Annotated in this window: 11 protein-coding genes; 7 read left to right on the forward strand and 4 right to left on the reverse strand. The window is 45.5% G+C overall.

The genetic code is table 11. The annotated features are described in order from the left end of the window. The first annotated feature begins 3 nt into the window (after nucleotides 1-3). Both ACJJIQ_RS00935 and ACJJIQ_RS00940 read left to right on the forward strand, forming a co-directional pair. Nucleotides 4-825, forward strand: coding sequence for an MBL fold metallo-hydrolase (locus ACJJIQ_RS00935; RefSeq protein WP_445363412.1), 822 nt, complete (start codon nucleotides 4-6; stop codon nucleotides 823-825). A gap of 54 nt (nucleotides 826-879) precedes the next feature. Then, on the forward strand, nucleotides 880-1,266 hold the full coding sequence (locus tag ACJJIQ_RS00940) for a hypothetical protein (protein ID WP_445363413.1): 387 nt from the start codon (nucleotides 880-882) through the stop codon (nucleotides 1,264-1,266). On the opposite strand, the gene ACJJIQ_RS00945 is transcribed toward ACJJIQ_RS00940, so the two are convergent. Then, on the reverse strand, nucleotides 1,258-2,199 hold the full coding sequence (locus tag ACJJIQ_RS00945) for an IS1595 family transposase (RefSeq protein WP_445362153.1): 942 nt from the start codon (nucleotides 2,197-2,199) through the stop codon (nucleotides 1,258-1,260). The genes ACJJIQ_RS00940 and ACJJIQ_RS00945 overlap by 9 nt on opposite strands. Nucleotides 2,200-2,415: 216 nt before the next feature. Continuing rightward, entirely contained in the window at nucleotides 2,416-3,204 is a 789-nt protein-coding gene (locus tag ACJJIQ_RS00950; RefSeq protein ID WP_445363414.1) for a class I SAM-dependent methyltransferase, read from the reverse strand. A gap of 174 nt (nucleotides 3,205-3,378) precedes the next feature. Between ACJJIQ_RS00950 and ACJJIQ_RS00955 the strand changes: the two genes are divergently transcribed. Next, nucleotides 3,379-3,867 (forward strand): GFA family protein, encoded by a 489-nt coding sequence (locus ACJJIQ_RS00955; protein WP_445363415.1) that lies wholly within the window; start codon nucleotides 3,379-3,381, stop codon nucleotides 3,865-3,867. A 69-nt stretch (nucleotides 3,868-3,936) separates the two neighbouring features. On the opposite strand, the gene ACJJIQ_RS00960 is transcribed toward ACJJIQ_RS00955, so the two are convergent. After that, entirely contained in the window at nucleotides 3,937-5,565 is a 1,629-nt protein-coding gene (locus tag ACJJIQ_RS00960) for a di-heme oxidoredictase family protein (RefSeq protein ID WP_444895033.1), read from the reverse strand. 1,372 nt (nucleotides 5,566-6,937) lie between these two features. On the opposite strand from ACJJIQ_RS00960, the gene ACJJIQ_RS00965 reads away from it, so the two are divergent. Both ACJJIQ_RS00965 and ACJJIQ_RS00970 read left to right on the forward strand, forming a co-directional pair. Continuing rightward, on the forward strand, nucleotides 6,938-8,095 hold the full coding sequence (locus ACJJIQ_RS00965) for an NAD-dependent epimerase/dehydratase family protein (protein ID WP_445363416.1): 1,158 nt from the start codon (nucleotides 6,938-6,940) through the stop codon (nucleotides 8,093-8,095). A 92-nt stretch (nucleotides 8,096-8,187) separates the two neighbouring features. Further along, a complete protein-coding gene (locus tag ACJJIQ_RS00970) occupies nucleotides 8,188-9,216 on the forward strand; it encodes a glycosyltransferase family 4 protein (protein WP_444926865.1) in 1,029 nt (342 codons plus the stop codon). A gap of 31 nt (nucleotides 9,217-9,247) precedes the next feature. Here the strand turns inward: ACJJIQ_RS00970 and ACJJIQ_RS00975 are convergent, their stop codons facing one another. Continuing rightward, nucleotides 9,248-10,105, reverse strand: a complete 858-nt coding sequence (locus ACJJIQ_RS00975; RefSeq protein ID WP_413664576.1) for an alpha/beta hydrolase — start codon at nucleotides 10,103-10,105, stop codon at nucleotides 9,248-9,250. A 134-nt stretch (nucleotides 10,106-10,239) separates the two neighbouring features. Here ACJJIQ_RS00975 and ACJJIQ_RS00980 point away from each other — a divergent pair, with 134 nt between their 5' ends. Beyond that, a complete protein-coding gene (locus ACJJIQ_RS00980) occupies nucleotides 10,240-12,270 on the forward strand; it encodes a protein-disulfide reductase DsbD family protein (protein WP_445363417.1) in 2,031 nt (676 codons plus the stop codon). A 2-nt stretch (nucleotides 12,271-12,272) separates the two neighbouring features. Beyond that, nucleotides 12,273-12,899 carry a thioredoxin family protein gene (locus ACJJIQ_RS00985; protein WP_445363418.1) on the forward strand — a complete coding sequence of 209 codons (627 nt, stop codon included), beginning with the start codon at nucleotides 12,273-12,275 and terminating at the stop codon, nucleotides 12,897-12,899. The last annotated feature ends 4 nt before the right edge of the window (nucleotides 12,900-12,903 follow it).

The raw sequence follows: 12,903 nt of genomic DNA on the forward strand, positions 1-12,903 counted from the left end.
GCTATGCCAGTACGTGAAACCTTTAATTATCAAGGCTTAGATGCTATTCGCGTCGGCCGAGTCAATATGGGTGTTAATACAACCTTTGTTGTTTATCGCCTCAATGGAACCGTAATTGATACGGGTCCCAGCAATCAGTGGAAGTATGTTAAGCCGTTTATACAAAGCGCACCGCTAAAGCAGTTATTGCTGACTCATCACCACGAAGACCATAGTGGCAATGCCGGCGCTATCCAGAAACTTACCGGTGTGCAGGCGGTGGCCCCGGATCTGACTATTGGTATATTAAAAAAAGGCTTCCGAATTCCCCCGATGCAGAAGTTTTTCTGGGGAACTGCGGGAAAAGCGGAGGTGGCACCTCTCCCAGCGGAGGTCTACATTGGTGAAGAAGAAGTATTACCAGTATTTAGTCCTGGGCATGCAAAGGATATGACCTGCTATTTGTTACCTGAGCGTGGCTGGCTGTTTAGTGCTGATTTATTTATTGCCAACTACTTAAAGTTCCTGCGTATTGATGAAGATGTCCCTACATTAATGAAAAGTATAAAGGGAGTCCTGGATCATTCATTTGACGTTATCCTTTGCCCTCATAGAGGTGTGGTAGAGGATGGTTGGCAGCAGTTGAATAAAAAATATGAGTATCTGCTTAATCTATCTGGAGAGGCGCAGAAGTTGAAACAACAAGGGCTGCCCTTAGAAGAGACTACTTTGCGTTTATTAGGCAAAGAAGGGTTGTTCAGCGCTTTGACTGGTTATAACTTCTGCAAGAGAAATTTGATTGCTTCATGCTTACAGGTTAATTTGGATGAGATGCCTAGATTCTAGGTTTTCATTACTTTCTAGGCAGTAGCCAATTTCGATGCAAAGTTATTTGTTAAGATGATCATTGCTTCTGGATTAAGAGTTGCAGAAGAATGGTGTTTTGTGATCAGGGAATCGCTAAGGGTATTTATTTTTGGGTTGCTTGCCTGGCCATTACTAAGCAATATATTGAGTTTTTTAAAACCTTTCCTGATAGCACTAAATTATGATGAATCTTCTGAGGGGCTTGCACCTAGTTTGATAGATATTATCTATCCCTATTTTACATTGATATCTATTGCTTTTGCCTATGCCTTCTTTATATTGACTCGGATGATAACGGGGCGGCTAAAGCGTTGGTTGTGTGTTAGTCTGGTGGTAGCTTATCTAGGTGTATCAATTTATCCACTATTCCCTGAAGAATCTATTGTGTATTTAACTTTACCTAATTACCACTTATGCTAAGCCAATTTTTAGCAACCTTTCTGGCATCGGTGGTGTCCGAAGAGAGACGTAAATCAATCTTGGAATGAGTGCCGACAAATCAAACCTCCGATTAAAGCGATATTGAAATTCTGCCAAATAGCGCTGTGCATATTTCGGCCTAATAGCATGGTAAGTGCTACGTAGCGCACTCTTTAAATTACCAAGTACTGTATTTACCCAATAGAACTCAGGCTCTTCAACAGAAGCTCGGCCACCACCACAAACAATTTTGTCATGTACACAACCGGCCTCCTTAATGGCATTGAAGCATGGAAGACCATCTGAGATGACTGTGCTGCCACTGCAAAGGTACTTTTTACTCCAGGTTGAAATTTCACTGCTTTTGAAGCCCTTGATAATTGAGAGCTTAATACGGGTTGGGCGTCCCTCCTTGGTTGTTTCAACGGCCGCCACAAAGGGAGTTTTACCCTTGGCTCCGCGCCCGGGCTTGCATCCAGTACGCTCACCACCGAGATAGGCATCATCTAGTTCAATAAAACCGGACAGTTTGTATCGTTGGTCTCGCTCCATCATCACTTGCATGAGTTTCTGCTTCATACGCCATGCTGCGTTGTAAGAGATACCTAGATGTCGAGATAGCTCCATAGAGGAAATGCCCTTCTTATCCTGAGTAATCAGGAAAATACCGAGAAACCAGGTGGTGAGGGGGAGCTTCGTGGAGTCAAAAATTGTACGAGAGGTAATCGATGTCTGACGCCGACAATGGTTACATTGCTTAAGCTTGCGATAAGCGAGGTCGCAATGCTTGTCATGCCCGCAGTGAGGACAACTAAAGCCATTGGGCCAACGCCACTGCGACAGTGCATCGAAGCACTGTTCCTCGCTGCCGTACATTTTGAGGAATTGGGTCAAACTAATACCCTTCTGAAACTGTACCTTGTTGCGAGCCATGGCGTATTCCCTTGCAGATCAACGAGATAGCTGTATTTATATACAGTTACGCATAACTTAGCAAGAGTGGTAATTAGGTAACTTTAAGTGGCACTCACTACTTGATTGAGTTAATTATGTTAATAATTGGTGCAACTATTATTTATAAAAATATATCAGAATCCTCTGTGGCAGCAGGTGAGAGTGTTGGTGCTGTGAGGAAAGCCTGAATAGAGGCTATTTCTCTGCTTCAATAATAAATCGTTTGATTCTTACCCCAGCATCCTTTCGCATTTCCGGGTGGATTTTCTTATAGTATTTGTTCATTACCTGGTCGGCAAACTGCTCTCTTTCTGGGTGGCCTAGATGACGGAACTGGGGAACCCATGATAGAAAGAAGGTAGTGAGCTTTTCCCAGGTTTGAAAATTTTCAACATGATAGATTTCATCGAATCTTGGTAAGTAGAAGCCTGCTTCTTCGGCATAGTTCCGCATTTCTTCTAGCGTATAGTGATTATAAGGATCGTAAAAACTTTCAAAATAGGGTTTCCATGTAGCTGTTTCCTGTTCCTCGTATACGGTCTCCCAGAAATTTTCATGATCAACCTGAAAACCACAAACTACTTTACCGTTAACTTTTAAATATTTATAAAAACTATTCCAGACTTGAGCTTGGTCCGCTACCCAGTGTAAACAACTAAAAGAAAAAATAATGTCGAATTTGCAGTCGAACTGGATTTCGTCTGCGCTCATTTGCTCGAAGGATAGGTTGGGTATATTGGCGTAATTTTTATTAGCATAACAAATCATATCCTCGGTTAGATCAATACCGATAATCCTGCCATTTGTCATACGCTCAGCTAAATAGCGGGTTACCTTGCCATCGCCACAACCCACATCAAGAATAGTGGCAGCTTGGCGATAATCGCAGCGATGTATGGCTTCCACAGCGTGGCGCCACTGCATGTCAGAGGCGTTTACGTACTCTTGAGCCTGCCACTTATCATGCCTGATAGGTTCATTCATTGGTGTGACGCCCTGAGTCTCATTGGGGATGGGTGAATCAGTTTAGCCCGGATACACTTATGATCTGTGTAGCAATTTCAGTCATCGATAAATTTGGCACAAGAAACTGTGCAGTTCGTAAAACCGTCATTCTGACCACCTGCGGAACGAAAGGTAAAAGTCTGGAAAAGTACTGTGAAACTCAAAGGATCTTGCCACTGCCAATCGGTTAAGTTCAGTCTGAACTCCCGGCAACCTTATCCCTTCAACCGTTGTTACTGCTCAATATGCAGAAAAACTGCTGGAGGAGGGGGCTTTGCTATTAACCTGGGGGCAGATTTCCAAACCCTGAAAGTGGAGGGCGAGGAGTTTTTGAGTGTCTATCAGGCTGAAACTGGGATTCGGAGTCGGGAAAGTAGCGGGAAGAGTCCGGCACAGCGACATTTTTGTTCAAAGTGTGGCAGTGCGTTATGGCTTTGGGACCCGCGCTGGCCAGAACTGGTACACCCCTTCGCTTCTGCGATTGATTCTGAGTTGCCGGTACCGCCAGTGCGTAGCCACATGATGCTGGATTATGCTCCGAGTTGGGTGCAGCCAGATATACGGGAAGGGGACGAAATGTTTGGAAGCTACCCTGAAGAGTCCCTGGCTGAATGGCACCAGCGGAATATTCCCAGTGCTTAGCAGGGGATAAAGAGAGGCGGGGCGAGCCTGTGGCCGCCCCGCTTCAGGTTTATAGAGTTAATCTTGCGTTTATTCTTCCGCAAGATAGAGCACCAGGTTATCCAGGAAGTTGACCAGGTCTGCCTTTTCAGTGTCACTCAGCGCATCAAACTGTTCCTTGCTGGATTCAGCTTCACCACCGTGATAGACAATCGCCTCAGTCATAGTGGTGGCGCGTCCATCGTGTAAGTAAGGTGGTGTTGAGCCAACGCCCCAGAGGTTTTCTGTAAGGAATACTGAGGCTCCCACATTGCCTTCATCAATTTCCTCGGCCATGGCTGTTCCCATATCGTGACGCTTAAGGTCACCATATAGGCGGACTATAGCCCCGCCATTTTCCGATTCCTCAAATTGCCCCAGCGTTTGTCCGGATGGAAGCTCCTGGGGGTTATCCATGATCTCTGTGAGCAAGTTAAATTGCAGGGACCTGCTAGGTAGGCCGGCTATATCGCCTGCGGGATAAGTCTCATCGCGGTAGTTGGCGTGCTGAGAGGGTTCATAGAATACCGGCGATGCAACTTCCATCTCGGGGGAGTGGCAAGAGGCACAGCCAATGGAGCTAAATAGCTCTTCGCCATTTTCGATACTGGCAATTTCCTCATTGCTTAAGGGTAGGCCGTATGTCTCCTGCTCCTCTTCCGTTAGGGAGTCGATTACGCTGTTAAGCTCGATCTTTGTTACCGGGCGGGGTTGCGCTGCGTTGTAGATAGTTAACGCGGTGATGTCACCAACACTGAGCTCGTTAGTGATCGAATCAAAGTCGCTGTCTGCATCACCGACCAATTCAGTGGCCTGCATGCCCAGCTCCTGGTGTGCCGCGCCACGAACGAATGCGCGTACAAATCCGGTTAGGCCTTTCCATTCAAAGGGCCTGACTACAAGGTCAGCATTGAGGCCTTCGACGTTATCGTAGTTGACCTCATCACAGGAGACGGAGATCTCACCAAAGCTAACGCCTTTTGCGGTTAGTGCGACAGTCGTATCTGTGCCGGATGAGCAGCTCTCACTGATAGCCTCATCCCGCAAAGTGTGCAGCTCGGTAGTCATTTCTTCCGCTACCAACTGTACAGCCCCCATACCGAACAGGTGGGGCGACTGGCGCTCGATAAAGCCTTTTTGCTTGCGTTCAGGGTCCATACGAATCACATTATCGTTCACGCCACCACCGCCATCGGCTACCGGTACGTTGTGACAGCTGATGCAGGAATCACCGTTGGGGCCTGTCGCACGATGGGGCAGGACATTCGCCCATGCATTAGGTCCTTTCAGGTCGGGCCTTGGGAAGCTGGTAAATCTTTTGCCGTTGCCCACATTGACCCCGACCCCGTCGAGAGCGTTGTAATTCATCTCGAATAACTCATCGCCCTCCTCAAAAGCGTGAACATAGGCTTCCAAGGTATCCATGGATTCGAGATCAGATTGCTCTAAATGTCCACCCAGGTGAATTTCAATTGCCCCAGCATGCAATATCTGTACGGTATCGAAGACTTCACTAAAATCGAAAGGAGTGGTCCTTTGCTGTCTTTGGTTTTTTCTTGCGTGCTTGGGAACTCGGTTTTTATCGTGCTTGGAACCAAAGTCGGCAAGCGCTGGAGTGGCATTAAATGTTAAAGCCGATATTGCCATAGCGACAGGCAACAGGTGTTTTTTAAGTATCATCAGCTATATCTCCGGGTACTGATATTGAGCGGACGTAAGGTGAGTTTTTCTACGAAAATGCACTCGATGCGGAGACACTCGAACACTTTTCTTTTAAGCACGATTCCCCAAAAAACTGATTATCAGTTGTGCTACAAGGAAAAATTGATAGAGATTTTGGTAATAACATTTTTATCTCGCAAAGTGCATCCAGTGAAGGTTTAACAGCATCCTTGCAAGCTTCTTATAGGTAGAACTGTGCCTGTTCTGCCACTTATGGCAGGCGTCAAGACCACGGGAGATACAGTATTGCGATAGCAGATTTTAAAGCTCAGATTAACTGACCTAAAGATCTAAAATGCGATCCCGATTGTGTCGATTTTGCCCATAACCTACCGCGCTAGTACGCGGCTATGTTTTTGTTTTTCGGCTTTTTTAGTTGCCGTTTGTGATAAATAAGTTCCTTTGAAAGGGTAGGTATTTGCATATTTGCCTTTCGGTGACAGGCTTTCCTACTTCACGGAAAGTCCCTATTCCTGGTGGTTGTGACATTAGATTTAGGAAAAAGTGCTGGTTATTAACGTTATTGAAGGCAATGGATATTTTGAAAAACTTATAATTATTTTCGATTGAGAGTGAATTCCCCAATTGTGAATTCGTATTGTCTTCAGGTGACACATGGTTTGGAGGCTAATAACTTATCTGTTTGTGGAATTTAATATCACCTTTGTAGATAGGGTTTATGGAAACACTTCTTACCTTCGGTGCGTGCCAGTTCGTTATACCAGATCAAATTTCAGCATGCGCTTGTGAGCGTAGATACAGAGATGAAGGGTATTTGATCGCTCTCTTACTTACAGAAAGGTGCTTTGGGGGGGCGACTAATGTGAACCGTATAACTGTCAAAAAAGTTTAGCTTTATTGAAAACATTATTGGCGTATTTTCCTTTCTAGTAGAGGGATAGAGTGATCGGTCTAAAACAATGGTGTTTCCGTTCGAGTGCTCAATGTATTTAGGCTTAAAGTAAAATTGGCGCACTATTCATTTGAATGGCGCGATAAAGATCTTTGTCGCCATATATTTCAATATAGAAACAATGAGATAGTTCTATCATTGCGCCTGTAGGCGAGGAAGCCCCCAACTTACTATCAACTACAAAGCTGCTGAGAGATATTTTTAACGAGTGGTTCGTTTTTTCTCATTGTGGCGTACAAGGAACATGGATAGTGATATGGATTGTCACGACAATGTCACAAAAAATCGAATAAATTTGCCCGTATGGCTTCGTTTAACTGTGGCTGGTACTTTTGAATGAGGTAGGTTAATTCGAAGCTGATAAAAATATTAGTGTATTCGAATTGTATAAATTCCTAAGAGTTTTTAGGGGGTAGGGTGAGAAAAGTATTGATTTTGGGAGGTGATGGATTTTGTGGTTGGCCTACATCTCTCCACCTTTCAGAGGCGGGTTATGAAGTTATTATTGTTGATAACTTATCACGGCGAAAAATTGATATTGAGCTTGAAGTTGATTCATTGATACCAATCAGGCATCTGTCAGAGCGGCTTCGTGTATGGCGTGAAGTTTCCGGTATGTCCATCAGGCATGTTTATATTAACCTCGGACAGGAGTTTGAGCGATTGCTCGATCTCTTAAAAGAGGAAAAACCAGACGCGATTGTACATTTTGCTGAACAGCGTGCTGCACCCTATTCGATGAAATCTGTCCGGCATAGACGTTATACCCTTGATAATAACTTGAATGCTACCAATGATGTCCTGGCGGCTATAGTAGAAAGCGGATTGGATATACATTTGATTCACTTGGGTACTATGGGTGTCTACGGGTATGGAACAGCTGGTCTCACTATTCCCGAAGGATATTTAAAAATTCAGGTAGAGACTGAAGGGCATTTGAGTGAACAGGAGATTCTTTACCCTAGTAATCCAGGTTCTATCTATCATATGACAAAGGCACAGGATCAATTGTTATTTGCCTTCTATAACAAGAACGACCAGGTACGTGTCACTGATTTACACCAAGGGATCGTTTGGGGTACCCAGACCCGACAAACACAGAGGGATGAATCTCTGATTAATCGATTTGATTATGATGGCGATTATGGAACAGTCCTCAATCGATTCCTGATGCAAGCGTCGATTAATTACCCACTTACCGTTCATGGCACTGGTGGCCAGAAGCGGGCATTCATTCATATTCAGGATACCTGTCAATGTATTCAGTTAGCTATTGAAAATCCTCCAGAGATAGGCGATAGAGTCAAAATTCTGAATCAAATGACAGAGACGCATCGTATCAGGGATCTAGCAAATATAATCTCCAGCAAGACAGGGGTAGGAATCGCCTACTTGGACAACCCCAGAAAAGAGTCAGCAGAAAATGATTTGTTGGTAAATAATGATCAGCTTATCGAGATGGGGCTCAAGCCTATAACCCTGAATGATAATCTTCTCACTGAAGTTGAGGGTATTGCCAAAAAATATTCACATCGATGTGACCAAACTAAAATCCCTTGTGTGTCGAAGTGGTGATTTTTTTATACTTCAATGGTCCTGGTTTTATATGAAATCAAGGCTGCCTGTGGAAGGTGAGGTTTAATGTCTATAGCTGAAGAGTGCAAAATATGAAGATTTTGATTGCTACGGATACTTATCCGGAGCAACTAAATGGTGTTTCCAGAGTGCTGGAAAAAACTGAAAAAGAACTCACAACACGGGGGCACCAAGTAAAAATTGTTTCTGCTACTGATTTTACTAATTTCCCCTGGCCAGGCTATAAAGAAGTGAAAATTGCAGTATTTCCCGGTGGGAAAGCTGCCCGAATTATTGAGGATTTTTCACCGGACGCTATTCATATCATGAGTGAAGGTCCAGTGGGGTGGGCTGTTCGTGGCTACTGCAAGCGGAATAATTTGCGTTTTACGACATCTTGGCTATCCCGTCTCTCTGAATATGTATCGATTCGCTATAAAGTTCCACTGAAGTGGTTACACGGTCTCCTGCGTCGCTTTCATAATTCCGCAGCGCAAACAATGGTGACTACAGATGGTATGGCAGCGGAAGCTCGAGCCTTGGGAATTGCCCGTGTCACCCGCTGGCGAAGAGGCGTAGAGTTAGAAAAATTCCATCCGGTTGAGACAAAACTTTTTGAGGGCCTAACTCGACCTATCATGCTCAATGTAGGGCGTGTTGCAGTGGAAAAATCACTGGATAAGTTTTTATCTCTTGAGTTACCGGGAACAAAAGTTATCGTGGGGGATGGTCCTCAACTCAATGAATTAAAGAGGAAGTTTCCACAGGCGGTATATCTGGGAATTAAAGAGGGTAAAGACTTAACTGAATGCTACAGCGCTGCAGATGTTTTTGTATTTCCTTCGGTAACTGACACTTTTGGTCTGGTTAATCTTGAGTCTTTAGCCTGTGGTTTGCCCGTTGCCGCCTACCCTGTGACAGGTCCGAAAGATATCATTGGTGATGCCCCCGTTGGAGCGTTGGATAGCAATCTGCAAGTAGCCATAGAAAAGGCACTATTATTGGACCGATCGGACTGTGTTACTCATGCCAGGACCTATTCCTGGGATGTGGCCACTGAGGATTTTATTTCAAGCCTGGTTCCGGTAAGTGCAGTAGAGGCTTTGCCTGTTGATGGCTAGATAAAAGCGTTGCTCGTAAAGTTCGCAAGGCTTACTTGCGAGCTGACTTGAGCAACTCAACCCAGCAGTACTTGTTAACAAAGGCATAGTGTCCCAGCTGGTGCCAGCTTTGAGTTGAGCTATTTGGCATTATACTTGAGAGATATTCTGGCATTTTAATATCAATTATATCGTCGGCATCACCATAAAATATTTTGGTGGAAGTGGTGATTTCACGAGGATCAAACCCCCAATCCCAAAGCGCCATTATCATTTCAAAAAAACCCTCCCCATGCTGCGTTGCTCCAGCAGAGAATGATTCTTCAAACATTTTCTTAAGAGCCGGGTCTCGAATAAACAGTGCGGCATCAGAGGCGTCTTTCTTTGCAAAGAGCTGAATATAATCTTGTATATTGCTATTGGCTTGGTATGCACTTAATCGGCACAGACAACGAGTAAGAAATTGCCAACGATGAATCTTTGCGATAAGTCTGATATCCGGGTTTTTTAGCAGGTCAGTCATTCCTGGGTAGTCCAGTGGCGCAACAGGGGCTGCAAGGGCAATTTTAGAGACTCTGTGGGGAAGTTTGTTAGCGATAGAAAGTGCATGAGGGGCACCACCTGAATGGCCGACTACCGAAAATGTCTCGATATTTAGACGATTAACCAGTTCTTCGATATCCGATCCCCAATCAACCATTCGCCGGCCTCTATGGGGAGATGATCCCCCCACACCAGGTTGATCTACAGAGATGATTCTTACGCCAAGAGATGCGGTAAGGTCCTTATCAGGATTGCGAATTAGTCGCGAATCTGAGAAGCCATGATTGAAAAGCACAGGCCAGCCATTTGGATCACCATAGTCATCATAAGTAAGGATACGGCCGTCACTTATCTGCAAGGCAGGCATTCTGGGCGCTTCTTTAGGTTAGGTATGATCGGAGTATAGTGAGACTTCGTTTTGTGATGGGTGAGGCCAATGTTGTAACTTGTATCTGACCCAAAGGGGGAGTACCAGTTGATTAGGCGAGAAGGAGAATCACATTGAAAATAAAGACCACGCTGATCAACATCTGCTGTTTAACGTTACTGTTGGTTGCGGGTCTCCCTGTAGCACAGGAGACGGCATCTGGTGATCACGTCAAGGTGCGTTGGCTGGCACCTGATACATTTCGCCAAGGAATGAGAGAGACGGTTGGATTCTACTTTGAGGTAGATCCTGGATGGCATGTGTATTGGCGTAATGCTGGAGATTCAGGGGCGGCTCCACGGTTTGATATGGAGGCTCAGGGTGCTTCATTAGGGCCGATCGAATGGCCATTCCCAACGCGCCTCCGGGTAGAGCATCTTACTAACCTGGGGTACTCCGGGAATGTTGCCTACCTGTTCCAGCTCCTCCCAGATAAGCGCACGCAAGAGGTTACCCTGCATGCAGACCTGGAGTGGTTGGTTTGTAAAGTGGATTGCATACCGGGCTTTGCCACTATGATTCTTGTACGGCCGGTTGCAGAGCAGGCGGCTTGGCCAGCTGCAGATCTGGCGTTAAGGAATTACTTTGCCAACAGGCTTCCAGGGGGAGAAAGTGAGAGCCCGTGGCAACCAGTATCCATTTCAGCGCGAGGTAGTGAGCATATTACTTTGCAGCTCAGTGGGAATCGTAGCGATGAAATACCTAGTATTTACCCCGTAAATGGTGATTTGTACTCTGCGTCTGAACCAGAAGTTCAGCGCGAAGATGAAACTCTCCTCTACAAGTTCAAGCGCCTGCCAGGCTCCGAGATTAGTGAAAGCAGCGATTTTGTGATTACAGACTCGAGTCGGGCCTGGAAAGTCTCTGCCCCCCTATTATCCCAAGTGGGAATTGAGAAGAGCGCGACCTCTATATGGCTTTTACTTCTGTCAGCATTTATTGCCGGTATCCTATTGAATCTGATGCCCTGTGTTTTCCCGGTGCTGTCCATAAAGCTATTTGGACTGATTAACGGTGGTAATCGCCCAGCCGAACGTTTGCGTGAATCTTTCCTATATAGCGCCGGCATTATGGTGACTTTTCTTGCCCTGGGGCTTGCTTTATTAGCGCTACGCTGGGGAGGGTTGGCCGTTGGTTGGGGTTTTCAACTTCAGTCACCGGTTGTGGTAATTGGGTTAATTATGCTCTTCTGGCTGATGGCCCTATCTTTTAGCGGCTTTTTTGAGTTTGGGCACCGATTAATGGGGCTTGCTAGCTCCAATAGCCGTGGCTCCTTTACCACTGGTGTTTTAGCTGTCTTTGTTGCCGCCCCCTGTACCGGTCCATTTATGGGAGCAGCTCTGGGAGCAGCGGTGGTGATTCCTCCACTTCAGGCTCTACTCATCTTCTTATGCCTCGGTTTAGGGCTCGCTGCGCCATTTATTTTGATGTGTGCAAGTCCTGTAATACTGAGGCATCTGCCAGCTCCAGGTCCATGGATGGAGAAGTTGCGTCAGTTTCTGGCATTTCCGCTTTACGCAACGGTGATATGGCTACTATGGATTTTAGGGCGCCTAGCTGGGGACTCTGGTTGGTTGGCCGGTTTAATCCTGTTGCTCGTTGTTACTCTTGCAATCTGGCTAGTAAAAAATTTTTCCAAAAAGGGGGGAGCAGCGGGTCTGATTTGTGTCGCTGCTATTTTGCTAATATCTCTACCGGCAATCCGTATGGAGGGTGGTGAGCAACCTGCAGAAATGGCGTATGACTGGCATCGTTATGACAAGGCACTTTTGACGGAAGCCTTGGATAATGGGCGCCCTGTATTTATTGACTATACCGCAGCCTGGTGTATTACCTGCCAGGTAAATAAAAAGCTGGTGCTTGATACCCCAAGTGTACAAGCATTATTTAAAAAGAATAACGTGCTTCTTATTCGGGCCGACTGGACGCGTTATAACCCTGAAATTACCCAAGCTTTGCAGGATTTAGGGAGGAACTCTGTACCTGTATATGCATGGTATCCTGCAGGAGAGAAAAAACCAGAGTTACTTCCACCACTGCTGCAAGAGTCTTTAATTGCAGCACTGTTTAGTAAGCACTTAACTGTTAATAGTGAGGATGGTTAATTATGAAATTATTTTTCAACGTGAATAATTCGATACTTAGAGGAGTTTTGCTTTTATTCCTGATGTTGCCGAGTGTTGTGTTGGCAGCAGCCGTTCCTGGACAAAAAGCGCCAGAATTCTCAGTAGTGGATGCTGCTGGAAAAACTCACAATCTCTCCGATTACACAGGCCAATGGTTGGTTATTGAATGGTTTAATAAAGATTGCCCCTATGTCAGGAAACACTATGGCAGTGGTAATATGCAGTCCCTTCAAAAAAGGTATACAACACAGAAAGTAAATTGGCTCACGGTTATTTCTTCAGCTAAAGGAAAGCAGGGCTATTTGGAGCCAGAGCAGGCTATGGCAGTTGCACAGAGTCATAACCTCGGCGCAAGCGTACCCTTCTTGCTGGATACCTCTGGAGTTATGGGGCGTGCTTATGGGGCTAAAACTACTCCGCATATGTTTATCATTAATCCTCAGGGGGAAGTCGTATATGCTGGAGCCATTGATGATAATGACTCAGCCAATCCTGCGGTTATAGGCAGTTCACACAATTATGTTTCTGCTGCACTGGATGCTTCACTGAAGGGACTGGCTGTGCCCAAGTCTTCATCGCGGGCTTATGGGTGTAGTGTGAAGTACTAAAGGA

The sequence above is a fragment of the Microbulbifer maximicatervae (SeqCode) genome (genome assembly GCF_052468295.1).